At 50.3% G+C, this 25,409-nt stretch carries 20 protein-coding genes and 1 tRNA gene; 6 read left to right on the top strand and 15 right to left on the bottom strand.

Features of this window, described 5'->3' with window-relative positions:
• Positions 1–2: 2 nt before the first annotated feature.
• From HGH92_RS06085 to HGH92_RS06070, 4 genes are all read right to left on the bottom strand, one after another.
• Positions 3–770 carry an AraC family transcriptional regulator gene (locus tag HGH92_RS06085; RefSeq protein ID WP_168869849.1) on the bottom strand — a complete coding sequence of 256 codons (768 nt, stop codon included), beginning with the start codon at positions 768–770 and terminating at the stop codon, positions 3–5.
• 71 nt (positions 771–841) lie between these two features.
• On the bottom strand, positions 842–1,738 hold the full coding sequence (locus tag HGH92_RS06080; protein ID WP_168869848.1) for a helix-turn-helix domain-containing protein: 897 nt from the start codon (positions 1,736–1,738) through the stop codon (positions 842–844).
• An 8-nt stretch (positions 1,739–1,746) separates the two neighbouring features.
• Positions 1,747–2,751 carry an aldo/keto reductase gene (locus HGH92_RS06075; protein ID WP_168869847.1) on the bottom strand — a complete coding sequence of 335 codons (1,005 nt, stop codon included), beginning with the start codon at positions 2,749–2,751 and terminating at the stop codon, positions 1,747–1,749.
• Positions 2,752–2,969: 218 nt separating this feature from the next.
• A tRNA-Asp gene (locus tag HGH92_RS06070) sits at positions 2,970–3,043 on the bottom strand.
• 30 nt (positions 3,044–3,073) lie between these two features.
• On the opposite strand from HGH92_RS06070, the gene HGH92_RS06065 reads away from it, so the two are divergent.
• The 5 genes from HGH92_RS06065 (at position 3,074) to HGH92_RS06045 (ending at position 10,756) form a co-directional block, all read left to right on the top strand.
• Complete coding sequence (locus tag HGH92_RS06065; protein ID WP_317166407.1) at positions 3,074–4,090, top strand: glutamate--tRNA ligase family protein; 1,017 nt, start codon at positions 3,074–3,076, stop codon at positions 4,088–4,090.
• A 68-nt stretch (positions 4,091–4,158) separates the two neighbouring features.
• Positions 4,159–5,364, top strand: coding sequence for a helix-turn-helix domain-containing protein (locus tag HGH92_RS06060; protein WP_168869845.1), 1,206 nt, complete (start codon positions 4,159–4,161; stop codon positions 5,362–5,364).
• A 135-nt stretch (positions 5,365–5,499) separates the two neighbouring features.
• Positions 5,500–8,286 carry a TonB-dependent receptor gene (locus tag HGH92_RS06055; RefSeq protein ID WP_168869844.1) on the top strand — a complete coding sequence of 929 codons (2,787 nt, stop codon included), beginning with the start codon at positions 5,500–5,502 and terminating at the stop codon, positions 8,284–8,286.
• 19 nt (positions 8,287–8,305) lie between these two features.
• The gene (locus HGH92_RS06050; RefSeq protein ID WP_168869843.1) at positions 8,306–9,493 is read left to right on the top strand and encodes a Ca2+-dependent phosphoinositide-specific phospholipase C; all 1,188 of its coding nucleotides are present in this window, start codon (positions 8,306–8,308) and stop codon (positions 9,491–9,493) included.
• 369 nt (positions 9,494–9,862) lie between these two features.
• Positions 9,863–10,756 carry a DUF1266 domain-containing protein gene (locus tag HGH92_RS06045; protein WP_168869842.1) on the top strand — a complete coding sequence of 298 codons (894 nt, stop codon included), beginning with the start codon at positions 9,863–9,865 and terminating at the stop codon, positions 10,754–10,756.
• 4 nt (positions 10,757–10,760) lie between these two features.
• Here HGH92_RS06045 and HGH92_RS06040 read toward each other — a convergent pair whose 3' ends face one another.
• From HGH92_RS06040 to HGH92_RS06015, 6 genes are all read right to left on the bottom strand, one after another.
• On the bottom strand, positions 10,761–11,990 hold the full coding sequence (locus tag HGH92_RS06040) for an ROK family transcriptional regulator (protein ID WP_168869841.1): 1,230 nt from the start codon (positions 11,988–11,990) through the stop codon (positions 10,761–10,763).
• Between the two features lie 168 nt (positions 11,991–12,158).
• Complete coding sequence (locus HGH92_RS06035; protein ID WP_168869840.1) at positions 12,159–13,076, bottom strand: bestrophin family protein; 918 nt, start codon at positions 13,074–13,076, stop codon at positions 12,159–12,161.
• A 19-nt stretch (positions 13,077–13,095) separates the two neighbouring features.
• On the bottom strand, positions 13,096–13,584 hold the full coding sequence (locus HGH92_RS06030) for a hypothetical protein (protein ID WP_168869839.1): 489 nt from the start codon (positions 13,582–13,584) through the stop codon (positions 13,096–13,098).
• Positions 13,585–13,693: 109 nt separating this feature from the next.
• A complete protein-coding gene (locus HGH92_RS06025) occupies positions 13,694–15,052 on the bottom strand; it encodes a sensor histidine kinase (RefSeq protein WP_168869838.1) in 1,359 nt (452 codons plus the stop codon).
• Positions 15,036–15,755, bottom strand: a complete 720-nt coding sequence (locus tag HGH92_RS06020) for a response regulator transcription factor (protein WP_168869837.1) — start codon at positions 15,753–15,755, stop codon at positions 15,036–15,038. The genes HGH92_RS06025 and HGH92_RS06020 overlap by 17 nt, the downstream gene beginning before the upstream one ends.
• 111 nt (positions 15,756–15,866) lie before the next feature.
• The gene (locus HGH92_RS06015) at positions 15,867–18,251 is read right to left on the bottom strand and encodes an ABC transporter permease (protein ID WP_168869836.1); all 2,385 of its coding nucleotides are present in this window, start codon (positions 18,249–18,251) and stop codon (positions 15,867–15,869) included.
• A 183-nt stretch (positions 18,252–18,434) separates the two neighbouring features.
• On the opposite strand from HGH92_RS06015, the gene HGH92_RS06010 reads away from it, so the two are divergent.
• Positions 18,435–19,187, top strand: a complete 753-nt coding sequence (locus tag HGH92_RS06010) for a patatin-like phospholipase family protein (protein ID WP_168869835.1) — start codon at positions 18,435–18,437, stop codon at positions 19,185–19,187.
• Between the two features lie 43 nt (positions 19,188–19,230).
• Here HGH92_RS06010 and HGH92_RS06005 read toward each other — a convergent pair whose 3' ends face one another.
• The 5 genes from HGH92_RS06005 to HGH92_RS05990 all read right to left on the bottom strand — a co-directional run bounded on the left by HGH92_RS06005 (position 19,231) and on the right by HGH92_RS05990 (position 25,321).
• Positions 19,231–19,656 (bottom strand): SRPBCC family protein, encoded by a 426-nt coding sequence (locus tag HGH92_RS06005; RefSeq protein WP_168869834.1) that lies wholly within the window; start codon positions 19,654–19,656, stop codon positions 19,231–19,233.
• A 323-nt stretch (positions 19,657–19,979) separates the two neighbouring features.
• The gene (locus HGH92_RS06000; RefSeq protein WP_168869833.1) at positions 19,980–20,180 is read right to left on the bottom strand and encodes a class I lanthipeptide; all 201 of its coding nucleotides are present in this window, start codon (positions 20,178–20,180) and stop codon (positions 19,980–19,982) included.
• A gap of 226 nt (positions 20,181–20,406) precedes the next feature.
• The gene (locus HGH92_RS34290; RefSeq protein ID WP_211092540.1) at positions 20,407–20,598 is read right to left on the bottom strand and encodes a class I lanthipeptide; all 192 of its coding nucleotides are present in this window, start codon (positions 20,596–20,598) and stop codon (positions 20,407–20,409) included.
• A gap of 209 nt (positions 20,599–20,807) precedes the next feature.
• A complete protein-coding gene (locus HGH92_RS05995; protein ID WP_168869832.1) occupies positions 20,808–22,244 on the bottom strand; it encodes a RagB/SusD family nutrient uptake outer membrane protein in 1,437 nt (478 codons plus the stop codon).
• Between the two features lie 11 nt (positions 22,245–22,255).
• Entirely contained in the window at positions 22,256–25,321 is a 3,066-nt protein-coding gene (locus HGH92_RS05990; protein WP_168869831.1) for a SusC/RagA family TonB-linked outer membrane protein, read from the bottom strand.
• Positions 25,322–25,409: the final 88 nt, after the last annotated feature.

The following is a 25,409-nucleotide window of genomic DNA, read 5'->3' as shown; positions in this document are numbered from 1 at the left end:
TGCTACTTTACATAGGCTTGAATGATTTGGCTATTCTTGAGTAAAAGGGAAGGGGCCAGCCCAAACATTCGTTTGAAGGTCCGGTTGAAGTGCGGGGCGTCGGAGAAACCGGCTTCGAGGGCTGCATCCGTCAGGTCCCTGGCGGAAATGATGTACTGTACTGCCGTTAAAAGTCTGACCCACAGCATATATTTTCTGATAGGAATACCGACCTGTGTCGTAAATAAGTGGATGAGCCGGCTGGGAGAAAGATAGACCATAGATGATAAATCTTTGATTTTTAACGGCTCTTGTCCGGGCTGTTTGAGAACTTCCAGCACCCTGGCAATCCTGTCGTCCATATCCTCTTTGCCTCCTGTATGAGAAAGTTGCCGGAGGAATTGCAGCGTAATATGAAAAACGCTGTCCGCATTGGTATCATCTGCCAGTAGTGGTTTTATTTCTTCCAATAATGCCTCCACCATTGTTTCCGGCAATGCTGCTATTGGCTGGCCGGACAGGCAGGCCTTCTTAAGACCAGCTCCTGTTTTGCATTCCGGATCGATATTGATCAGCAGGAAAGTATTGTTGTACGTTCTGCACTCGTGTGGTTGATCGGAATCGATGATAACAGCTCTGTGTTTGATCACAGCGCCGGAGGTGATGATCTCTATTGTATCCTCAAAACTAATGGCGATCTGTAAGGCATGGTGCTGGTGAACAACCGTATCGACAGCACGGCCTATGTAGATAAAGTACCCGGTTGAGAAGAATAATAGCGGCTGTTTCATGTTAATGTGGGTGTAAAGGATACCTGGCCCCAACGCAGCTGTAGCTGCTGCAAAAAGACACCGGTTCCAAATTATAAATCTCCTCTAAATGCCTGACGGAATTCAACCGGCGATAAATTCGTTTTCTTTTTAAAAAGCGTGCTAAAGGACTGCGAATGCTCAAAACCCAATGCATAGGCGATCTCGCTGACCAAAAGGCTGGTGGTGGAGAGTTTTTCTTTGGCTTTCGCGATCAGCTTTTCATGAATATGCTGTTGTGTGTTCTGCCCTGTATGGATCCGAAGCAGGTCGCTCAGATAGTTTGGCGAGAGATTCATCTGTGCTGCAATGTATTGTACCGTAAGCAAACCCTGTATGTCACTGTTAAAGTAATCATCGACCAACTGTTCAAACCTGGTCAGCAGCGCTGAATTATGATTCTTACGGGTCAAAAACTGTCGCTCATAAAAACGGTTAGCGTACTTTAGCAGGAGCTCGATGTGCGTCAGAATGATCTCCTGGGTGTGCTTGTCGATATGCTCGTACTCCTTGTCAATTTTGTGAAGGGTCGCGATCAGGTCCTCTTCTTCGTCTGCCGACAGATGAAGCGCTTCGTTTACCGCATAATCGAAAAAACCGTAGTGATGAATACTGTTGGCCAGCGTATGCTGTAGCAGGAAGTCGGGGTGAAAGAGCAGGAGATAACCGGACCCGCACTCCATATTTTGCAGGTCCAGTTGTTGTACCTGGTTGGGCGCGGTAAAACTCAATACCCCTTTATCGTAATCATAATGCAGCTGTCCGTACCTGATCTTGCCTTTCGCTTCGCGTTTGAGCGCCACACAATAAAAGCGGTTAACGAAACCTTTCCATATTTCGTCCTCCAAAAAAATACTTTCCGCCAGATTGATCACGCTTACCAGCGGATGGCGTGGTTCGGGCAATGACAGCAACCGGTGAAATTCCGATATGGAATTAATGGCGTTCATAATCAAATTTAATCAATTAAGCCCATACTGAACTCATCGTAAGGTGCGCCGGTATCTGTTCCTAAAGGCACGATGCTTTCCAGTTGTGAAAGATCTGCCTCCGTCAACTCAATATTGACCGCAGCAAGGTTTTGCCCGAGATACTTTCTGCGTTTCGTTCCCGGAATCGGCACGATCCCCTTGCTCATGATCCATGCTAAAGCCAGCTGTGAAGAAGTAACATTCTTTGCTTCGGCCATTGCTTCAATGGCCTTAACCAATTCAATATTTTTATTAAACATTTCACCCTGAAAACGTGGGATCGCTCTACGAAAATCGTTCTCCGGCAAGTCATCAATGCTTTTGATTTGTCCCGACAAAAAACCACGGCCCAAAGGTGAATAAGCTACAAACCCAATGCCCAGCTCCTTTAACGTTGTTAACACACCGCGTTCTTCCACCGTCCGCTCAAACAAAGAATACTCGCTTTGTACTGCGGTGACCGGGTGTACGGCATGCGCCCGCTTAACTGTTTCAGATGATACTTCCGAGAGGCCGATATAACCCACTTTCCCATCTTTGACCAGTCCGGCCATGGCTTCAACTGTTTCCTCGATAGGCGTATTTTTATCCAGGCGGTGCAGGTAATACAGATCGATATAATCGGTATTGAGGTGCTTTAGCGAACGCTCTAAAGATCTCTTTACATACTCCTTTTTACCATTGATGGCCCAGGTCACCTTATTGTTGTCATCGATCTCCCAGCCAAACTTAGTCGCTAGAATATATTGATCGCGTTTACCGCTGATCGCCTTCGCAATGAGCTGCTCGTTTTTCAACGGCCCATACAGGTCGGCCGTATCTAAAAAATTACCTCCTAGTTCCAACGAACGGTGAATCGTCGCGATAGCTTCCTGCTCATCTGCAGGACCATACATATGCCCCTCTTCAAAACCCGTCATTCCCATACATCCCAGGCCAATTACTGGTACAACCAATCCCTGGCTGCCCAATGCTATTTGTTTCATTTTCATGATCCAAAGGTCAGTAAGCTAAATTGCGCACATGTATGAAAACCCCTGAAGTTTGTAAGCAAATCAGGGAATGAGTTTTTTTATTGCTTATCATCAACAACGGTACAAAAGAAGTTCATCAAAAACGCGATTAAGTGCATTGGTTTAAGGAAGAAAGAGGCACCCTCGCCAAAACAAAAACGCCTGTGAGTCATCGACTCACAGGCGTTTTTGTTTTGCGGACTGGACGGGACTCGAACCCGCGACCTCCGCCGTGACAGGGCGGCATTCTAACCGACTGAACTACCAATCCTCTTCCCCTAAGGGAGTGCGAAGGTAAAGAATTCTTTTTTTATTTTCCAACAAATCAGCACAATTTTTTTACGCCCGCAGCAGTATTTTTGCGAAAAACAGCTTCCTCATAGAAAAGATACTGCACAGCCATGACTATCCGGCGCACCGTAAAACCCGTATCGCGCCTACGCCCAGCGGCTTTCTGCACCTGGGCAACGTGTTCTCTTTTGTGCTCACGGCCACCCTCGCACGCCGCTGCGGCGCCGCTATACTCCTGCGGATAGACGATATGGACCAGCAACGGGTAAGACCGGAATACGTGCAGGACATCTTCGATACCTTACATTTCCTGGAAATACCGTGGGAAGAAGGGCCCCGCTCACCGGACGACCTGAAGCGGGAATGGTCGCAGCTGCACCGGGAAGCGCTGTACCAACAGGCGCTGGCGGCGCTGAAAGCAGGAGGGAAGCTCTTTGCCTGCGACTGTAGCCGGTCAAGGTTACAACATGCCGGCGGTATTTATGATGGTCATTGCCTTCACCGCCAACTGCCCTGGGACGGCCCTGATGTTTGCTGGCGCGTCAATACCGCTGCGCCGCTAACGCTGCATATGCATACGGGCAACGGCTTGCTGCCGGCCACGCTGCCGGATGAACAACGCTATTTTGTGGTGAGAAAAAAAGACGGCCATGCTGCCTATCAGCTGGCATCCGTGATAGATGACGACTACTTCGGCATAGACCTTATCGTCCGGGGGGAAGACCTGTGGGATTCCACGCTGGCACAGCTATACCTGGCCAGGCTGGCGGGTATGGACCGCTTCTGTAACACGACCTTTTATCATCATACCCTCCTGATGGAAACACCCGGTAAAAAGCTCTCCAAGTCGGAAGGCGCTACTGCCGTGCGTTTCTTCAGGAATGAAGGCAAAACCAAAGCGGACATCTTTTCCGCGATTGCCGGTATGCTTGGTATCCGGGAACAGGCGCCTGACTGGGAAACGCTGGGCGCCCTGCTGCTGGACCATTACCCGGTGTTCCGGCAACCGGCACCGGCACAGCGCTGAGTCGTTGGTAATAATTTCTTAATAGTGGTTATGTAGCTTCACACCCGAAATCATTAAACAGGGGTGTTATGAAGTATATTATTTTACTGGGCGCTTTTCAGGCATTGGTCATATTCAGCATATTTATTATCAGCCATAAGAAAAGATCTTCTGATAATATATTGAGCTGGTTTTTAATGTTGGTGTTTGTACACCTGGGCGCCGGTTTTATGTTGCATACGCTGTTCCCGCATGCGGAAATCCACAAGCAGTATTACACGTTTATCACATTGATGTATGCGCCGGTATTATGGATGTATACTACCCATCTTTCCGGAAGATATCAAAAGGCCGGGCGGAGCAACTACCTGCATCTCCTGCCTGCGGTCGCCGGCGCTATAGCCTATTTTTCGATTGCAGGTTATATCATTGCGCACAACGGTAAAACTCCTCCCGCCATTATTTATTACAACCAGACGGTGGGATATATAGCACTGGTGTCTTTCCCGTTATATTCAATATTGTCGCTGTGGGAAGCCCGCCGTATCCCGGCTTTCTGGCAGTCAGAAAAACAGCTGGTCCGGTTTATGGCGATCATGTTTCTGGCCATGACGTTTTTTAGTTTGCTGTTGACGGTCAATAATTACCTTTCCTCCGCTTCCCGGTTCGTCATCGATAGCCACCTGTGGGGAAGAATAGGTACCTATATCTCCCTGTTAAGTATTTGCCTGGCCATTGGGCGCGTAAGGATTTTATTTTTGATGGACACCGGCACCACCTTGCCACTGATGGAGAATACGCCTGCTGTTGCTGCTGTTGAAGAGGGACCCGTTGAAGAAGAAGCGGCAGCCGATACTTCGGCGCTTCCGCGGAAATCGGTGCTGTCTGCCTCCCAGCAGGCGGCCATTGCGGCACAGTTGAAACAATGGATGTACGAAAAGGCCCTTTATAAAGATCCGGAGCTGACGCTGGACAAACTGGCCGCGGCGATGGAGATATCGCGGCACCATCTCTCGGAAGCGCTGAACCAGTACCTCGGACAGTCTTTTTATCAGTTCATCAATGAATACAGGATCAGGGAAGTGGTAAAACTGCTGGACAAATGCCGCGAGGAGAAAGACACACCCAACATCCTCTCCCTGGCATTTGAAGCCGGTTTTCATTCCAAGTCATCGTTCAACCAGTACTTCAAAAAAGTCACCGGTACTACCCCTTCCGCCTATATGAAAAGTAAAAATACGGTAGTGGTCACCGCGCGAAATACAATCAACGTGAATGGCTTAACAATTCCGTAATGTTTTATAACTGGTTGATTTTAAGTTGATAGTAATGGTGTTTGTTTCCCCCGATAGATAAATCCGTACGGATTTATCTACAAGGACGACTTCCTCCGGCCGCTCGTTCAACTTTGCGGAAAAATATTTTTCGCCATGAGCAGCCGGCTTTTATTACTGATTTTACTCCTGCCTGTTTTCTGTACGGCACAGCAGATCAGAGGGAGTATTTTATCCAAAGAGGGTCCCTTGCCTTCGGCTACCATCGTGATCGATGGTGCTGGGGCACAGACTGATCTTTCCGGGGTTTTTAACATCACCCTTCGGAAGACAGGGAAAGTGACCCTGAAGATCAATTATGTGGGGTTTGCCGTTAAAACAATAACGGTAGATGTCAAACCGGGATTAAACCAGCTGGGCGCCATTATGATGGAACCTGCCAACGATGTGCTGGGAGAAGTGGTCGTGAAAGGCGCTTCTGCCGGTTCTCAGATACGGGCCATCAGCATCAAAAAGAACGCACCAGGCATTATGGAGGTACTGGCTGCCGATGCTATCGGCAAACTGCCGGACCGCAATGCGGCAGAAGCAGTGCAGCGTATCCAGGGTGTTTCTATTGAGCGTGACCAGGGTGAAGGACGTTATGTGTCCGTACGTGGCACTCCTATCCAGTGGAGCGCCACCCTGCTGAACGGCAACCGACTGCCCACGGCCAGCCTGGATTATACCGACCGCCGTATTCAGATGGACATCTTCCCTTCGGAACTGATAGAATATGTACAGCTGTCAAAAGCCATCACCCCGGATATGGAAGGCGATGCCATTGGCGGATCTGTCAACTTCATCACCAAAGCGGCGCCACAGTCAAGGATGCTGCGGATCAACGCCGCCGTTGGATATGGCGATCAGGCCCGCAAAGGTTCCTATAATGCGTCCATCGTTTATGGCGACCGCCTGCTGAAAGGCAAACTGGGCTTTGTAGTGTCGGCCGTCATCTGGGACCGTACCTCTGCACAGGACCGCTATAATATGAACTATGATTTCGCAAATCCTGATGTAAAACAGTCCTATTCCATCACCGACCTGCAATTGCGCGATTATATTGCCCACCGCAAAACCACCGGCCTCAACGCCGGCCTGGAATACAAATTCAACGACAGGCACAAGGTACAGTTCAAAGGTATCTACAGCTCTTTCCTCGATGGGCAGAACGTACGCGAGACATACTTCTACTTCAACAACAAAAACGCCACCATTACCGACAGGGCTTCCCATTACTTCACAGACCTGTATTCGGCGGAATTGAGCGGCCAGTCAGTTTTGTCCGGAAAACTCACCCTCGACTGGGCAGCCGGCATGGACAAGTCGAAGTTCCGGTTTAAAGACCCCGGATACTATCCCATGGCCACTTTCCAGCAGGCGGTCGCCTATGAAGGACTGGCTGCCGATGGTAAAAAATACCTCGCCATGGACGCCCCTGACGGAAAAGGAGACGTGATAGACGCAGTACTGCCACATATCTCCGCCAATACACCGATTACCGCAGATGCCATGAAACTGTCGCAGGTGATCATGCTGCGCGCCACCAACTGGGAGGAGAACAAACGTTTCAACTTTAACCTGAAATACACCCCGTCGGAAAAACTGATGCTGAAATCCGGTGGTAAGTTTATTCACAAAGACAAGGTGGTGCAGTCTCCCTACAATGTATACATCGCCGGTATGCAGGGCGCGGCGCCTTCCATGTCCAGCCTGGGTACTGAACCATTCCCTTATAACGGCGGCTTCCTGTCTGAAATCCATTCACCCTATAACAACGTGATCATCGATCAGATGGCGTTGGGCAACCTGAAATCGCTTGTAACGCCGGAAGGCATCAGCCAGTACAAGCTGTATCCTTTCCAGGTGGATTCCGCTACCAATGCGTCAGGGGCCACCAAATACTTCAGCGGTGTGGAAAACGTATATGCGCTCTACGTGATGGGCGAATATAAAGCCTCTGAGAAAATCACGCTGACCGGCGGTATCCGTAACGAGTACAATAAAGTGACGTTCAACGGCAGCAGGGTAAATGGCAAACAGGTAACGGCTATCAGCCAGGATAACAGCTACAACGCTTTCCTGCCGATGCTGCATGTGAAATACAATATAACGGACAAGGATATACTCCGTGTGGCGTATACCCGGAGCTTCGCCCGTGCGGACTTCAATAACCTGAACCCAGGCACCACACAGGACGATGCCAATAAACTGATCACCCGCGGCAATGCCGCCCTGAAGCCTACGTTCGCCAATAACTTCGACCTGATGGCAGAACATTATTTCGGTGGCATCGGTATGGTCAACGTAGGAGCTTTCTACAAAAAACTTACTGACCTGGTATATACCAATCAATCTTCAGAAAACATTAACGGTATACAATATACGGTGAGCGAGCCGCAGAACCTGCAAGGGGCCTGGCTGGCAGGCTTCGAGGCCGGTTTTGTGAAAAGATTCACCGGCCTGCCCGGCTTCTGGAAAGGGTTTGGGGTAGATGTGAACTACACCTACACTGATTCCCGCGTGAAGATACCGCGGTTCGTGAATAACCAAAAGATCGAAGACAACAGCGTGATCCCCAAACAGGCCAAACATATCTTCAACGCCTCGCTGCTGTATGAATACGGGAAATTCATGGCCAGGATAGCCGGTAACTATAAAGGCAAATACCTGGACGTGATCCGCCAGGCTGCCGGTCCGGACCACTACCGCTGGTACGCTGAGAATTTCACCGTTGACTTTTCCGCTTCCTACGCCATCACACCTAAAGTCAGGACATTCCTGGAACTGAACAATATCACCAATGCGCCGGTACGCTACTACCATGGCACTTTCGACCGGGTGGAACAAGCCGAATGGTATTCTCTCCGCGGACAGATAGGCGTGAGCGTTAAAATTTTCTAACAACAAAAAACTACTGACGATGCAGACAGCTATTACCCGTGCGTTGGGAACAATGCTGATGGCCTGTGCTACCGCCGTTTGCGGGGCACAGTCGCTGGACACACTTAAAATAAATCAGGTACAGGTGCTGGGCACCCACAACAGCTACGCCCGTCCGGTAGACTCCTCGGTACTGGCCATGATCGATCCTATCCTTGAAAAGCTGGGCCAGACATTTATGAAGAGCATGCCGAAAGAACAACTGGCGGCTTTTCAGGAGTTTCATCCCAATTCCATGAAGATGAGCGAAGGACTACGTTACAACCACCCTCCGTTCGACGTTCAGCTGGACGCAGGTATCAGAAGCATCGAGATAGATGTGTACAATGATCCTACCGGCAACCGCTTTAATGACCCTGCCGCTTACCGTGTGCTGCGACAGAAAGGAGTGACCAACCTCGCGCCTTTTGATACCAAAGACCTGGACAAACCGGGCTTCAAGGTGCTGCACATGGCCGATATTGATTTCCGTACCCACTACACCACCTTTAAAGGCGCGCTGGCTGCCATGCGTACCTGGTCGGATGCCCATCCTGGCCACTTCCCCATTTACGTGATGATTGAAGCGAAAGACAAAGGCATTCCGTTGTTCCCCGGCTCCGCAGAAGTGCTGCCTTTCGATGAAAAAGCCTTCGACGCGCTGGACCAGGAGGTGGTTGCACAGCTGGGCCGCGATAAGCTCATCACTCCCGATGACGTACACGGCAAATACCCTACGCTGCGCGATGCCGTACTGGCTAAAAACTGGCCGACCGTAAAAGCTGCGAGAGGAAAATTTATTTTCCTGTTGCTGCCTTCTACGGCGGGCATGAACCTGGTATCCGACTATGCTAAAAACAGGCCTAACCTCGAAGGCAGGGCGATGTTTATGCAATCGCAGCCGCAAGACAGCTATGCCGCTTTTTTCCTGTTGGACAATGCTATCGTGCGCCGGCAGGAGATACAGCAGGCGGTGCAACAGGGTTTCCTGATCAGGACCCGTTCCGATATTGAAACTTATGAAGCCAAGGTGAATGACCATACCCGTGCAGACGCAGCGTTTAAAAGCGGCGCCCAGATTATTTCCACCGATTTTTTCCGGCCGGGCAATGGTTATGGCACGCCTTATTTTGTAACCCTGCCGGGTGGCGGGGAGGCAAGACCTAATCCGGTGAATACAGGTAAATAATCCCGCTTTATTGCTTAATGACAGCATAACTTCTCCGGAGGTTATGCTGTTTTTATTTGAGGTGGTCCGTTATATGCGGCCTTATGTATTTTCTATAACGGGGACGCCTATATTATCGCAGAAGGCTACTGTCCACCGGAAAGCTGTTGTTGGCCTAACAGGACGTGCCGCTACCGGCAGTGGGCCGTAATTCCTTGCTTGTAAGGATGATAGAGATATGGTTATTTCGTGTTATATGGAATTAAATAATTGATAGCCAATGCGAAAAGTAAGGTTGCCTCACAAGATGGTTTTTGGTTATAATAACGGGAATGTCTATCTTGTATCAGAATACGAATACAACCAAACCATACCCAAAAACCATTTCCCATGAATTCCCAGCAGTATATGGAACTGTACTGGCAGCAACTGAAGGATATGGGCCTGAGCAATGAGATGATTAACCTGTACCGCCAGCAGATGGAGCAGTCGATGAATACGGCTGATCAATTACTCCCGTTTGCAGAAGGTATGAAACAGTTTAATCAGCTTTTCACCGGCGACGACGCTGATGAAGAAGCACTCAGCCGGGAGCCCGAAGCCGTTTTGCTGAATAAAACCAGCCTATTAACCCAGGAACAGCAATGGGCCGTAGCCTGTGGGGCCGATCTGGCTTTCCTCAATGGCCAATACCTTAATGACATCACAACGGGGTTCTCTAAACAGGAATGCCGGCAGCTACTGTCCGAATGGTGGGACATCGACAGCCCCGAAGAGTTGTACGATATGTTTTCCTGGCTCCGTGAAAGCGGCCACAGGATCGACTATGATATCATCCTGCAAGCCATCAACAGCGTATCCATGAAGGAAAGCAAAGCCTTTCTGCGGGAATACATCGCGGCCAATGAGCTGGAAGAAGCGGTGGTGATGGAGCGCCTGCGCAATACCCGCGACGCGCTGGAACTGTTCCGCAGCAAACAACTTATCCACGACAAACTGCAGCCGGACATGCTGATATGGGACTTTGCCCGTATCATCAACCTGTCCAGGGCAGGACTGGACGCGGGTTACATCGGGTACGACGCGGCCCTGGAGCAGATCATGGCCTGCGTACCGGTGATACGGCGTACCTATAGCTCGTGGAAACACCTGTCACTGTCGTATCAGTTTGCCCGTTGCGTATGGAACGGCGTAGAGGAAGACAGCTTCCAGGCACTGCAAAACAATATGAACTATCTGTTACAGGCACCGGACAGCCCCTGGGTGGTGCTGCCGTGGAAATAAGGGCCTACAGCATATCAAACAACTTATTACGGGCCAGCAGGGAGGCACCAATCACGCCGGCCCTGCTGCCTAGTTTGGACAGCTTGTACTGCGTATCGTTGTTCACCAGGCTCAGGGAATATTTATTGATAGCACTTCGTAAAGGCAGGAAAATCGTTTCTCCCGTGGCCGACAATGCCCCTCCCAAAATAATCAGTTCCGGGTTATACAGGTTGATCAGGATGGCAATGCCCTTGCCCAGCTTCTCTCCAATGGCGGCAATCAGTTCTATGGCCAGCGTATCGTCATGATTGGCGGCATCCAAAATATCTTCCAGCGTGATGTCCTTTACCGCCACTTTTTTGGTGATGCCTGAAGTGGCGCCTTCCGCGATCCGCTGTTTGAATTGCCGCACCAGTGCCTGCCCGGACGTTTCGGTTTCCAGGCAGCCCTTTTTACCGCAATGGCAGAGGATTTCATTCTCAAAGAAAGGAATGTGGCCAAACTCACCGGCAAAACCGGATTTGCCATAATACAATTCCCCGTTGATCATAACGCCAAGGGCTATACCGTAATCAGCATTGATGAAAATAACGTTCTTTTCGTTTTTCACTACGCCGTTACAGAACTCGCCATAGGCCATGGACCGGGAGTCGTTCTCCACGTAGGTTTTAACGCCCAGTTTGCTTTCTATGATGCGGGTCAGCGGCTCTTCATTGAAATAAAAGTAGCTGTAACTGTAGCCGGTCCGGTAGTTGATGCGGCCCGACAGGTTGATGCAGATGCTGGAGATCTTTTTGGCGATGCCTTTCAGCTCTTTGATGAACTGGCTGATCAACCGGCAAAGCTCATCCAGCGAGGCGGCGGTATTGCTCAGCTCATAGGGGATCTTTTCCTGGAACTTGACCAGTTCCTTCTGGAAATTGAGCAGGCCGATGTTGATATGATTGTTTTTTACTTCCACGCCCAGGAAGAAAAGGGAGTTGGATTCCAGCCCATACAGATTGGGCCTGCGGCCAACGGTGGATTCTGTTTTTCCATAGTCCTTTACCAGTCCGGCTTCCATCAGCTCGTTGATCAGCTCCGCTATCTTAGGTGAACTTACATTCAGTACTTTGCTCAGGTCAGCGATAGTGGTATTGCCCTGGTTGGCAAACCAGGACAGGATGCTTTTTTTCAGCTGCAGGTTTTTATAAGCAACGCCGGTTATCTCCTCGTTATACAGATCACTGAGAAATGAGTTATTTCTTGCCATGTATGGGTTGATAAAGGATTTGATAGATGATACCAAGATAATCAATTTCCCCCATTTACCCCATCTGGTTGCCGGACAAGAAAAACCCCCGGTGTAAACCGGGGGAACTCATAACGCTATAAAATTACGTCCTTGTCTTAGACGTTAACTGACACATGAGCGGATTGTCTATAGTACATAAAACCTTCTTTCCGTTTCCAGCACTTCCTCCTGTGGTTCGTACTGCTCCTGTAACATCTGCCGCAAGTCTTTTTCAATATTGCGGGAAATAGTGGTTACCGGCGTATCTGTAGGTTTATTTTCGAACGGGTCCTGTAAGTTGATGCCCATCTTTTCTATCAGCAGGAAAGAAGAGGCAATGGCAATTACCAGGGGTATCTCCATAAAGCCCAGTACGTCTATCAGCGCAAAAGGCAGCAACAGGATGAAAAAGATCAGCGTAAAGTGGGTATACAGGCTGTAAGTGGCCGGAAATACAGTGTTCTTGATCCTTTCGCATTTACCCATGGAATCACACAGGCGTGATAAAGTCTGGTCTATGCTTACCTGCTGGTACTGGTTGATCCAGCCGTTATTCAGCGCCTCTTTCAGGTCTTTACCATGTAAAAGCAACAAGGCAGCCGGTACATTATCATACTTCATCAAATGGTTTAACTCCCTTCTGGTTATTAACCTGTCCAATCCTTTTACCGGGTCTGTTTTTCTTAATGACTGGCCGAGACTGTAACACCAGGCTGCCTGCCGCTTTACAAACCGTTCCTGGAAATGCTGCAGCTCTTCCGATTGATACGTTGCATCCATCAAACTTAAGACCTGTCTTGCCAGGGAACGGGAATCGTTAACGATAGCGCCCCAGATGCTCCGGGCTTCCCACCAGCGGTCGTACGCCTGGTTGGAACGGAAAGCCAGCAGCAGCGATAACACAGTGCCTAGTACCATCGGTACGGCTATCGGAATAACGATGAAAGTCAAATCAAAACGGTAATAAAGTGTGCTGATGATCATGGTGTATACCGCTACCAGCAACATTTCAAACTTGATTTTACCGAATACATATTTTAAGGGGATATTCTTCTTTAGTAACATAGCACCCTGTTTTTAAAGGTTATTCTGAAGCCATCAACAATGCAGAAATAGTTGATTTGGCTATTATCTTCCGGGTAGAACCGGTCAATGTTGTTTTAATTAAAGGATATTTGGAGGCAGCGATCAGTTTGACCGGATTGTAGCTTCTTTTGGAAGGACAAACAAAATCGTTGTCTGTTGGCTGTAATATCACGTCCACGTTCTGCGCCAGGCAGAAATTACGGAATGCCGCTCTGGTATTGCCATGGAAGAATTCCACTTTTAACTTGCTGACTGAAGACGCGTATTTGTTACGGATGATCTCGCAACCATCTTTAAAATCAGCGGTGATCAATTCGATATGCCTGCTGTTACGCGTATACGTAATGAAGTCAAACAGCGAATCGGGCATGTGCAGGGCATGCATAAAAATGATATTGACAGATTCGTTAGGGTAGTGTGCTACAACGCTGTGCACATATCCCAGGGAACGTATGGAGAAGTCGGTCGGAATGAGTATATTTTTCATAGCTGTTGCTTTTATGATAACAAAGCTACCAGCCGGAGATTAGTAAGCGGTAAGAAGAGGGTTAAAAGGTGGTAAGAATGTGGTAAGAAAACGGTAAGAATAGCAAACTCTACAGTGGAAGTTCAACCCTGATCTCTGTTCCCACGTTTACCTGGCTCTCTACCAGGATATCGCCCTTGTGCATCCGGATAATGTTCATGGCCAGCGGCAGGCCGATGCCATAACCTTTAAAAAGGCCGGTATTGGAGGCGCGGAAGAAAGGAGAAAAAATATAAGGGATATCGGAGGGAGGGATACCAATACCAAGGTCTTTAATATTGATGATCACTTTCTGGTCGGTAGCTGCCAGCGCAATGGAAACAGGCTGGTTGTTGGAATACTTGATGGCATTCATCACAATGTTGCTCAGCGCCAGTTCCAGCAGTTGCTCATTGCCGTTGACAGACAGTTTTTCTTCTTCTTCCGGGAACAGGCTGTAGTCGATCTCCACTTTGTTGCCGGGATGTATTTTGTCGACGGTGCTTTTGATGGTAAACAACAGCTCGTCCATACGTACCAGGCCCCAGTCCTGTTTTTTGCCGTCGAAGCCGGTCTGTGCCAGGTGCAGCAGGCTTTTGGTGATGTGTTCCAGGCGGCCTGCTTCGCTGAGGATGCTGCGCAGGGCGGCCATATAATTTTCGGGCGTTCTGTTTTTATTGAGGGCCAGTTCAGCTTCCCCTATAATGGCGGTAAGCGGGGTGCTCAGCTCATGGGAGGCATTGCTGACGAAGTTGTTCTGCGTTTCAAAGGCCGTTTCCAGCCGGTCCAGCATATTATTGAACGTAGTGGCCAGTTCATTGATCTCATCGCGGCTGTCTTTGGCGTTGAGCCGCAGGTGCAGGTTACGGGAGCTGATACTTTTCACCTGGTGCATGATGTCCCGGATGGGCCGGAAAATATAGCGGGAGAAGAAAATACCTACCGCGATCAGGATGGCGGAAGACACCACAAAACAGATCAGCAGGATCTTGCGCAGCCACGCCAGGTAGTCGCTGCTGTATTGGTTGATAGCCGATACGATGACGATATACAGCCCTTGTTTGCTTTTGTACAGCACCCCTTCATAGAAGCGGTTGCCTTCACGGTAGGTGGCCCTGCTGTTGGTCAGTACCTGCTGATAGAAGCTGACAGGCAGTTTCAGGCTGCTGTCCTGTTGTACATGACCGGTATCGGTGACCTGCAACAGGTATTCTTTTTCGGCGGGCAGTTTTTCCAGGTGTTCGTCCCGTATCTCGTTATAGATCACGGAATCAGCCTCGTAGTAGGGGAGAGATGCCCGTGCGGTAAGGTAGGCGCGTATTTCGAGCCGTTTATAAAAATCCTCAAAGGAATGCTGGTTGGCAAAATAATACACGAGAACGCTCATCACCATGATTGTGGAGATGGTGAGGCCGGCAAAGATGAGCAGTATTTTAGTGCGTATTTTCATCCGCCGTTTGTTCTTTTAACATGTAACCCAGTCCTGTTACGGTTTGTATCAGTTCGGGGAGATTGTTTTTGTTGATTTTTTTCCGGAGATAGTTAATATAGACGTCCACCACTTTGGTGTTCATGTTGAAGTCGATGCCCCATACCTGTTCCAGTATTTCCATGCGTGACAATACTTTGCGGGGATTTTTCATCAGGTATTCCAGCAGGCGGTATTCCGTAGCGGTGAGCTGTATGTTTTTACCCTGTCTGCTGGCGGCTTTGGTGTCGGTATTCAGTTCCAGGTCACCTACCTGCAATACGCCCTGTTGCTCGTTGGCAATAACAGGAGCGGCTATATTATTTTTGCGCCGCATCAGGCTACGGATACGGGCTTCCAGTTCGGCCAGTTTAAAGGGCTTTACCAGGTAGTCGTCTGCGCCGCTGTCCAGCCCCATCACGATGTTTTCGGTGGTGCCCAGCGCGGTGAGCATGAGGATGGGCGTGGCCACCTGCGCGGCACGCAGGGCACGGCATACTTCTATCCCGTTCATGTTGGGAAGCATCACGTCCAGTATGATCAGTAAAAAAGAAGGATTGTCGAGGGCCATACGCAGGCCGCTGGCGCCATCAGGCGCTACGCTTACTTCATAGCCGGCTTCCGCCAAACCGCGCGTGATCACGGATACTACCGCCGGTTCGTCTTCTACTAATAATAATTTCATACACAACAAATATAGGACATGTCGATTAAAGCGCATCCCCGGTAAAATATTTCTATCTACCAGTGACGAACAGGCGACAGCTCCTGTGCAGAAATTATGGGTGCCATAGCTTTATTCCGACCGTAACGCATGTATGGGATTGTCCATTGCGGCCCGCACGGTCTGGAAGCTGACAGTCACCATGGCTATCAGCAAGGTGAGGAGACCTGCCATACTGAAAACGGTCCATGAAATAGGGGCACGGTATGCGAAATTGTCCAGCCACTGGCCCATGGCCCACCAGGTAAGCGGCGTGGCCACCGCCAGCGCAATCAGTATCAGGTAAACGAAGTCTTTGCTGAGCAATGTGACAATGCTGCCTACAGAAGCGCCCAGCGTTTTACGGATACCGATTTCCTTCCTGCGTTTGGTGATGCTGAAGGCGGTCAGCCCCAGTATGCCCAGACAGGTGATGAAGAGCAGGAAGACAGAAAACACTTTCACTACTTTACCGAATTGTTCATCGCTTTTGTATTGCCGGTCATACAGCTCATCCATAAAGCGGTAGTCAAACGGGTAGCCGGGATGCAGCTGTTCCCAGATATGTTTGATTTGTGCCAGCGTAGCCGGCATATCGGTGGTTTTTATTTTAACGGCATAATAGCTGCCGATTTCCCGGTACCAGTGTACCATCGGCAGCAAGACGGTCTTCATGGACTGCTGGTGAAAATTTTCCGTGACGCCTATGATGGTGGAGTAAGGCGTTTCGTTTGGGAAGAAGGCGATCTTGCCGCCAATGGCTGCTTCCGGGCTGCTGAAGCCCAGTAGCCTGGCCGCTTCCCTGTTGACAATGATGGAACTGCTGTTGTCCGTGCCCGGGTCGAAGTTGTGCCCGGCCGCCATTTTTATTTGCATGGCGGGGATAAAACCGGCATCGATATTATACATGTAGTAGTTATAACCCGCTCCGGTTTGGGTGCCATATTGCCGGATGCCGGTGGTAGTGCTTAGCTGGTCGCTGCCCGGAACAGAGCCGCAAACGGATGCCTTTTCCACCTGCGGCAGTTGTCCGATGCTATTGAGGAAGGCGGCGGCCTGTTTTTTCAACGTGGCTTCCTGGCTGGAAGAAGCAGCGGTGACAATAAGCACCTGCTCCGTGTTCAGTCCCAGGTCCTGGCTGCGGAGATAAGCCAGTTGACGGTATACGATAAAAGACGCTGAAAGCACCACCAGCGCAGCTGTGAACTGGCTTACTACCAGCGCTTTCCGAAGCAGGGAGCCCTTTACGCCACCGGTAAAAGTCCTTTTGGTGACGCTGACAGGCTGCACGCCAGACAATACCAACGCCGGATAAATACCGGACAACAGGGAGTTGAGCACGAAAAGGGCTGCCACATTCACCCACAAGAACGGTGCGCTAAAGAAACCGGTATCTACCGGCCGGTCCATCAGGCTGAAATAAGCGGGAAGTGCCAGTTGCACCAATACTAAAGCGGCCAGCATGGCCAGCAGGTTAATGAGCACTGTTTCCACCATAAACTGGTTGATCAGCATGCCACGGGACGATCCCAGTGCTTTACGCATGCCGGTTTCCCGCACTCTCTCTGCGGCACGGGCAGTAGTGAGGTTCACGTAATTGACAGCACCTACCAACAGCACAAGCAGGGCGGTGATCAGCAGGAAACGTACTGTTTTGATATCGCCGTTGTTTTCCGGTTCAAAAGATTTATGGGAGTACAGATGGATGTCTTTGATGGCCTGTGCGGTAAAGACGTTCTCCCTGATGTGTTCTTTGGAGAGTTTTTTTAATTTCTCATTGAGGGCTGCCACGCTGCTATGCGGCGCCAGTTCCACATAAGTATAGGTATTATTGCCATCCCAGTTGTCCGGCGACCTGTGTACGGATGGCAGGGAAGTATGGGAAAAGAGCGCATTTATTTTCAGATGGGTATTTTCCGGGATGTCTTCGATGATGCCGGTAACGGTAAACACTTTATCATCGGCCTGAAAGACAGCGCCTTTGGCATGTACGCGTCCAAACAGTTTTTGTGCGGTGGAAGCGGTGACAACAACCTGAAAAGGAGCGTTCAGCGCGGTGGCCGGGTCTCCGTCAATGAACCGGTAATTGAACACGGTAAATACAGAGGGGTCGGTGGCATAAAGACGGTCCATATGAAACACACGGTTACCTTGCTTAATCTCCCCAAACTCTTCCACAGCTTGCATCCGTACAAAATCCTTTACTTCCGGCATTTCCCTTTTCATGAACGGCCCCAGCGGATAGTGCGTTTCGCAGTCGGTGAGCACATACTCCGCTCCTTTGTAGCGGTCCAGCGTTACCCGGTATATATTGTCAGCATTTTTATAGAAATCTTCATAGCTGTGTTCGAACCGCACATAGTTGATGATCAGCAGAAAGGCCGCGGTGGCGAGGGCCAGGCCCATTACGTTGATCAGTGTATAGAGGCGGTGTTTGTTGAGGTTCCGCCAGGCAATCTTCAGGTAGTTACGTAACATGCCACTGGAATTGGTTGAAATGGGAATATACAATAACGTTGCCATCCATGAAAGGCCCGCGGGGCGTACCTTCGCGGAGCGCCGCTGTTCATAGGTGGACGCTGCACTGTCCGGAAATGGACAACCCCGCACGTTTGTTTTTTAGCTATCTTCGGACATGCATTAAACCGCATCCCATTGCCTATGTTACGTCCGTTTGTTTTGTCCGGGGGCGGCGCCCGGGGATACGCCCACCTGGGAGTATTAAAAGCCTTTGCGGAACGGCAGATTTTTCCGGAGGTCATCTCCGCCACCAGCGCAGGTTCTATCGCCGCCGCATTTATCTGCGACGGTTTTCATACCGATGAAGTCAGGGAGATATTCCAGCAACAGAAACTGGGACTGTCTATGGAATGGAAAAACTGGCGGGCCGGTTTTCTTTCGCTGAAGAAAGTGGAAGATGCATTAAAGAAAAACCTGCGGCACACCACTTTTGAAACATTGCCCCTGCCACTGTATGTGGCGGCCACCAACTTCGTTAACGGGGAACAGAAAATCTTTGATCGCGGCCCGCTGATACCGGCCATCCTGGCTGCGTCTACTATTCCCATGTTGTTCCGGCCGGTGGAGATAGCAGGAGTGCCTTATGTGGACGGTGGACTTTCCGGTAACCTGCCCGTGGAGCCCCTGTTGTCAAAGTACAGGCATGTCATTGGCGTGCATGTGAACCCGCTGGTGCCCTATAATCCTGCCGGTGGTTTTCTGGCCAATATGGAGCGTACGATGCATATGGCTATCAGGGAGCCGGTGCTGAAAAGTAAACAACAATGTACATTTTTTGTAGAGCCGGAAGGCCTGGGACAATACGGGATGTTTGACTTCAGTAAGTTCGATGCTATTTATACTACCGGTCTCGACTATACGCGAAAGCTATTGGAAACGGCAAGCGTAGACTAAAAACAGGCCGGAACGCTTACGCCCCGGCCTGGTATATATGATGTTAATTGTTTTCCGTGTACTTGCGGAAGTTGTCCAGGATGGCCTGCCATCCGGCATGCTGCATTTCCAGCGAGTTAGTGCTTTCCGGGTCAAAGGTTTCCGTGATGTGTGTGGTATCGCCGTAACTGTTGAAGATGATTTTCACTCTGCGGCCATCGCCCAGTACATACGCGATCAGTTCGTTTTCTTTTACTTCGGTGTATTCACCACCAAAATCGAAGCTGAAGCTGCCGTCTTTTGCGGCCATAGTGGTGCTGAATTTACCGCCGGTACGCAGGTCATTGGAGGCTTCCGGCGCATGCCAGTCGTCAGAGGCGGCACACCATTGGGTGATGTGTTCCGGAGCGCTCCAGTATTGCCATACTTTTTCAATAGGTGCGTTGATAGTGCTTTCAACGGTAATAGTAGTCTGATTAGCGGTTGTCATGATAAATATTTTAGATCGTTTTTTTGACTGTTGTTAACGATACAAACTTACGGCGGCTTCGTCTGACGGAGCGTGTGTGATCACGGCAAATAGGAGGTGTTTTGCGCCAACGCAGTACCTTCCCCGGCGGGTGTGGGGGAAACGCAGAAGCCGTCTCTTGTTTTGAGACGGCTTCTTCACATTCAGGCTACTGTTCAGAGGGCTCATTACATCGGTTTAACACAACCGAATGTCATCAACATGCTGTAACCGGACAGGAAACGTCTTGTGTCTGGCATATTTCCGGTACAGAGCTGGTCCTGGGACAGGTTTGTTCCGGCTAGTTAGCAGTCAAGGGTACAAAACACGCTTGGCATGCATACCTCAAAGCAGGAAACCAGGGGCTGGGTTTGAGGCTGACAGCCAACCACACTACAGAAACCACCGTTATAAGTGGCGCCACCTGTTATTTTCTTCTGAGACAAATTGCTGATCACTTCCTTATTGAGCGATAGCTTGGCGAGATTCACCTTTTTCTTTTTCATAACAGAAGGGTTTGGGTTAAATATTGGATTCGTGTTTACAGGCATTTAAAAAAATGAGGAAAAGCCAATAGCATACAGTACTTCATCTATCAAAAAAATAACCGGCTACGCTATTTGCATACAGTGGTAACGCAAGTCAGAACACAGGTAATACCATTTGGGTCTCTGGAAGGACAATTAAAAGTTTGGAGAGATTCAGTTTTTTCCTTTTCATAACAGATTTGTTTTAAGGTTCACACAAGTCAACACAAGAATGGCCTTTCAGGGTAGGCATAGGACAGTCAAATACTGTATTACAGGTGCCGAGACAGGTCATAATACGGGTAGGCGCCCCTCCTGTTATTTTCTCCTGAGACAAATGACTGATCACCTCTTTGTTGAGAGAGAGTTTGGAAAGATTTACCTTTTTCTTTTTCATAACGGATTTTTTGGGTGAAGTATAAATATCGGCCTTATGTCTGCGGAGGATACGCAGCACCTGCTGCGGCATATCTTCACTGCGACTGTCTTTCGGCGATACGCCTGCTTTTTATATTGAAAAAAGCCTGCAGCGGCCACCATGATCCTAAATCCGGGTGATGAAAAAAGTAAACACAACGGCAGCAATTTTTTGCTGCCGTTGTGTGTTTACCACCCTTTATTGTTTGGTTTTATATTTGGATTGCTCAATATTTCCGATTGTGGGATGGGCAGGTAATAATACAGGGAAGAAGGTAACAGGTCTGTCTGTGTGTCTCTCTGCTGCAGATCGGCTTCGTCCCTTTGTATGGGGAGCCCCAGTCTTTTCAGGTCATAATAACGGTGTCCTTCAAAAGGCAGTTCCCTGAATCTTTCCAGCAGAATAGCCCTGAGCAGTTGTGCTGCATCAGTCGGTGGCGGCGTTTCATATCCCTTTATACGGGCATGGCCGATAGCGTGCAGGTCTGCTGCGGCTTCGGGCAGTTTACCGAGGTGCATATTGGCTTCTGCGCGGATGAGGTACATCTCTGACACGCGGAATACTTTCACGTCATTACGGTTTTCAGCTCCTTCTTCTCCTGCATATTTCCGGACCACATCGGCGAGCTGGCCATCTGCGGCCAGCGCGGGGTCCTGGTCAAAATAGGTGCTGTAGCGGATATCATTGTCTGCGTCGTAGGCTTTTAACAGTTTTTGTGAGGGGGCAAAGTAAACGATGCCGATAGACGCGTTTTTCCAGACATCACCAGGGCGGAGCGTGCTCAGGTTGGTGCGTTTCAGTTTAAAGATCACTTCGGCATTGCTTTTATCGCTCCAGATAGCGGGAAATTCCTCCCGGCCTGCCAGCGACATTTTGCCTATGGCCAGGGTGGCGTTTTCGGCAGCCGCGGCCCAGTTGCCGGTATATAAGGCTACCCTCGCCCGCAGGGCGTATATGGCCGATGTGTTCATACGGGTAACGTCGTCGGTTATACGATTTCCGGAAATGGCGATCGCTACTTCCAGATCGCTTTGCAATTGCCGGAAGAAGTCGGCGGCTGCAGGGCGGGAAGGTTTGTTGTTGATGTCAGCACTGGTCACATAAGGCACGGCAGGCGCATCGGGCTCATATACCCCGGCATAGCTGAAACTGCGGTACAGCTCAAAATGTTCAAAGGCGCGGATGGCCAGCAGCTCTGCACGCAGTTGCTGCTTTTGCTGTTCTGCTGCGGCATCGGTAACGGGCACACGGTCGATGCCGGCTAAGATGCGGTTAGCTCGATTGATGACCTGATAAGCGTTGGTCCATGGTGCGGCAATTTCTGTGTCGCCACCGGCAAAAGCCCATCTGAACAGGTTTTGCGCGGAGCCGTTCACACCGGCATTTTTTAATCCGATGCGGCATTCGTCTGCCATCACGGAGCCGATACGCAGGGTGTGTTCCGGTTCCCATCCGGCATAAACACCGAGCACGGCACGGTTCACGGCGGAAAGGGATTTGAATATATCTTCCCCGTCTACCTGGTCAGTAGGTTTTACGTCCAGCATATGATTGCAGGATGTGCTGTAAACGGTAAGGGTGGCGGCGCAGCAAACTACTGCTATATGTCTGATGATACGGTTCATGTCATGAAAATTTAGAAGGTGACGTTGATACCACCGGTAATGGTGCGTGGCATCGGGTATTCGTACTGTGCGATGTCGTTGGCATCTTCGGGATCGAAGCCGCGCCATTTCATGATGGACAGCAGGTTCTGGCCGCTGGCAAATACTTTTACGTTACGGATGGCGCCGGACATATGCTTCGGTACAGGTATATTATAGCCCAGCGTTATATTGCGCAGCTTTACGTAGTCGGCGCTGGTCACATCGCGGGAGGTGAAGTAGGTGGCGTATTGCGCGCCGGGGTACTGACTGACATCTCCGGGTTTCTGCCAGATGTTGAGCATGTCTTTCGACTGGCTGTACTGGCGGTAGTTCGGGCTGCCGGAATGTGCGTACAGGTCAGGGTAGTTCAGTCGCGACATGCCGTGTATAAAGCTGACAAGCATCGATAAATCGAAACGTTTGTAGCGGATGCTTACTGTAGCGCCACCAATCAGCGGCGGATCATAGGTGGCTTTCAGCGGTACGGCATCGTCAGGATTGTAGGTGTTGGTTTCCCTGCCTTCTTTATCGAGATAAACGGGCGCGCCGGTTTGTGGGTCCACACCTTTCCAGCGTACGGCATAGAAGCTGCCCAGCGGCCTGCCCACCATGTTCATGGTGGCTTCATCCGCAAAGATCCGGTCTTCGCCGCCAAGGCTCAGGATCTTGTTTTTATTGTAAGCGAGGTTCAGTCCCAGGGTGAGGGAGAAGTCCCTGTTTTTGATGGCGTCGCCTTCCAGCATCAGCTCTATGCCACGGTTACGCACCTTGCCGGCATTGGCGGCGATGGTAGGGAAACCGGTGGTGTGCGAAAGGTTACGGTTCACAAACAGCCCTTCGGTGACGCGGTTATAGAGGTCTATTTCACCCCGCAGGCGGTTGTGGAAGAAACCAAATTCCAGTCCTATGTCACCGATACGGTTCATTTCCCAGTTGTAGGCGGGATTGCCGGGCGTCATGGGCACCAGCGTTTTATTGCCGTTGTAATCAGCGGGACTGTACAGTGTCCTGAAACCATAGTCGCTGGTGAAGCCACCGGCATTACCGGTAAGGCCATAGCTGGCGCGCAGGCGCAACGTGCTAAAGGCCTGCTGGTCTTTCAGGAAATCTTCTGCCAGTATGTTCCAGTTACCACCTATGGCGTAGAAGAACTTGTAACGGTTGGTGGCGGGCACCTGGGAAGAGCCATCACGGCGAAGGCTGGCGGAAAGCGTGTATTTGTCACCGTAAGAATAGCGGAACAACGCGATCTGCGATATCAGCAACCGGTTAGGTGTTGTTTGTCCGCTTATCACCGGAATGAAGTTGTTGTCTGGCGTGCCAGGCGTGATGCCGGCGGGCGTGCCCGGCAGCTCCGGCACAAGGCCATAGCCGGTGAAACCGAAGCCGTTGCCTTTTATTTTATTGATTTCGGACAACAGGTTGGCTTCTATTTCATGGGCTTTTCCCCATTGTTTATTGTACCGTACGCCGCCGGTGGCCACCAGTCCCAGCCTGTTGGCCAGTCCCCGCTGATAGGAGCCCTGGTTGCCGTTGCTTACCAGATTGCCATACCACGAGTCGGGGTTCAGATAATTGGTGGTGTTGTTCTGCTGGAAGTCCATGCCTACGGTGCCGGTCAACTGAAATTCTTTTGTCAGCTCCACGGTTTCATTGAGCGACAACACGGCTTTTATCTGGTTGTCTTTTTTGAGGCTGTTGGCATATGCGTCCAGCGCATTGGCGCCATAGCGGCCAGGCCCGGGTTTGCCATAAGGCGATTCATATGGTAACGCATAATACAGTGCCGCGATAGGGTTTTTTTCGGTGATGCCACCGCCGCCGACTGCTGCACCGCCTTCTTCAGCTACGCCTTCATCCTGTATGTATTTGATGGTGGCGGTAGAAATGCCCATATTGAGCGTGGTTTTAAATCTGCCGCTGCGGTTCTGTACATTGGCGCGCAGGCTGTAACGTTCCATGCCGGAGTTGAGCGCAATACCATCCTGGTTAAAATATCCACCGGAGAGATAGAACGTGGTCTTTTCGTTGCCACCGGAAACATTCAGGCTGTGCGTTTGTATACGGCCCTGGCGCAGCAGGTGTTTGCGCCAGTCGGTGTTGATTTGCCGGAGGCTGTCAAGGTATTGGTTGCCGAAAGTATAGTCTTCAGCTGTTTTAGGTACGGCTATGCCGTTCACCATTTTATTGGGATTGTTGCGGGAATAGGCCCATCCCGGCAGGGTGGGGTCTTGCAGTATCTCCTCGAATTGCAGGCGCTGGTCGGTATTCATCATGTCCCATTTGCTGCTGTTAAGACCTGATACACCAAACTGGCCACGGTAGTTGACCCGTACTTTGCCGTCTTCCCATGCTTTCCCTTTTTTAGTGGTGATGACGATAACGCCGTTGGCGGCGCGGGAGCCGTATTGCGCGGTGGCGGCGGCATCTTTGAGCACATGGATGGTTTCAAAATCTTCGGGGTTGAGCGCTGCAAAGGAGTTGTTGGCTACCGGTACGCCATCTACCACATACAGCGGGTTTACATCGCCGTTGATGGAACCGAGGCCACGGATGGAGACGCGGCCGGCTTCTCCCGGCTGACCGGTAGGCGTGCCTACATACAGGCCGGGCGCGCGTCCCTGCAGCATCACGTCGAAGGAGGCTACCGGCGCCTGGGTGGTAACGGCGGTAGGCAGACTGGTAACGGCACCGGTAGTACGGGATTTGCTTTGCTGCGTGTAACCAGTGATGACTACGCTGTTGAGCGACTGTGACACGCTGGAGAGAAATGCGTTTAATTCATCATTGCCGGAAGTGGTGGTGAGGGACAGGTCACTGTAACCTATATACGAAAACCGGAGCGTGTTCTTTCCATTCGGCAACAGGATATTGTAACGGCCATCGGCATCAGTTACCACGCCGGTGGTGGTTCCCGGCACTGCTACCGTCACACCGGGCAGTGGTTGTTGTGTGAGTGAATCGCTGACCGTTCCCCGGATGGTCCGTTGCTGCGATATGCCGGCAAGCGATATGGCCAGCAATGCTACAAACAGGAGAATAGATTTGATGTGCATAATCAGTTGTGTAATGAATAAATGAATAGGCTGTTGAATATAGGTGCAAAGCTAGTGGCAGTGTATTAGAGCGGAATTAAGAGCGGGC

It is taken from the genome of Chitinophaga varians (assembly GCF_012641275.1).
GTDB classification, from domain to species: Bacteria; Bacteroidota; Bacteroidia; order Chitinophagales; family Chitinophagaceae; genus Chitinophaga; species Chitinophaga varians_A.
The sequence above is the reverse complement of the archived record's forward strand: the minus strand, read 5'-3'. Positions and strand labels throughout refer to the sequence as shown.

Coding starts and splice junctions, on each gene's coding strand:
- HGH92_RS06085 (WP_168869849.1), bottom strand. CDS start 770: ATGAAACAGCCGCTATTATTCTTCTCAACCGGGTACTTTATCTACATA.
- HGH92_RS06080 (WP_168869848.1), bottom strand. CDS start 1,738: ATGAACGCCATTAATTCCATATCGGAATTTCACCGGTTGCTGTCATTG.
- HGH92_RS06075 (WP_168869847.1), bottom strand. CDS start 2,751: ATGAAAATGAAACAAATAGCATTGGGCAGCCAGGGATTGGTTGTACCA.
- HGH92_RS06060 (WP_168869845.1), top strand. CDS start 4,159: ATGAAGTATATTATTTTACTGGGCGCTTTTCAGGCATTGGTCATATTC.
- HGH92_RS06055 (WP_168869844.1), top strand. CDS start 5,500: ATGAGCAGCCGGCTTTTATTACTGATTTTACTCCTGCCTGTTTTCTGT.
- HGH92_RS06050 (WP_168869843.1), top strand. CDS start 8,306: ATGCAGACAGCTATTACCCGTGCGTTGGGAACAATGCTGATGGCCTGT.
- HGH92_RS06045 (WP_168869842.1), top strand. CDS start 9,863: ATGAATTCCCAGCAGTATATGGAACTGTACTGGCAGCAACTGAAGGAT.
- HGH92_RS06040 (WP_168869841.1), bottom strand. CDS start 11,990: ATGGCAAGAAATAACTCATTTCTCAGTGATCTGTATAACGAGGAGATA.
- HGH92_RS06035 (WP_168869840.1), bottom strand. CDS start 13,076: ATGTTACTAAAGAAGAATATCCCCTTAAAATATGTATTCGGTAAAATC.
- HGH92_RS06030 (WP_168869839.1), bottom strand. CDS start 13,584: ATGAAAAATATACTCATTCCGACCGACTTCTCCATACGTTCCCTGGGA.
- HGH92_RS06025 (WP_168869838.1), bottom strand. CDS start 15,052: ATGAAAATACGCACTAAAATACTGCTCATCTTTGCCGGCCTCACCATC.
- HGH92_RS06020 (WP_168869837.1), bottom strand. CDS start 15,755: ATGAAATTATTATTAGTAGAAGACGAACCGGCGGTAGTATCCGTGATC.
- HGH92_RS06015 (WP_168869836.1), bottom strand. CDS start 18,251: ATGTTACGTAACTACCTGAAGATTGCCTGGCGGAACCTCAACAAACAC.
- HGH92_RS06010 (WP_168869835.1), top strand. CDS start 18,435: ATGTTACGTCCGTTTGTTTTGTCCGGGGGCGGCGCCCGGGGATACGCC.
- HGH92_RS06005 (WP_168869834.1), bottom strand. CDS start 19,656: ATGACAACCGCTAATCAGACTACTATTACCGTTGAAAGCACTATCAAC.
- HGH92_RS06000 (WP_168869833.1), bottom strand. CDS start 20,180: ATGAAAAAGAAAAAGGTGAATCTCGCCAAGCTATCGCTCAATAAGGAA.
- HGH92_RS34290 (WP_211092540.1), bottom strand. CDS start 20,598: ATGAAAAAGAAAAAGGTAAATCTTTCCAAACTCTCTCTCAACAAAGAG.
- HGH92_RS05995 (WP_168869832.1), bottom strand. CDS start 22,244: ATGAACCGTATCATCAGACATATAGCAGTAGTTTGCTGCGCCGCCACC.
- HGH92_RS05990 (WP_168869831.1), bottom strand. CDS start 25,321: ATGCACATCAAATCTATTCTCCTGTTTGTAGCATTGCTGGCCATATCG.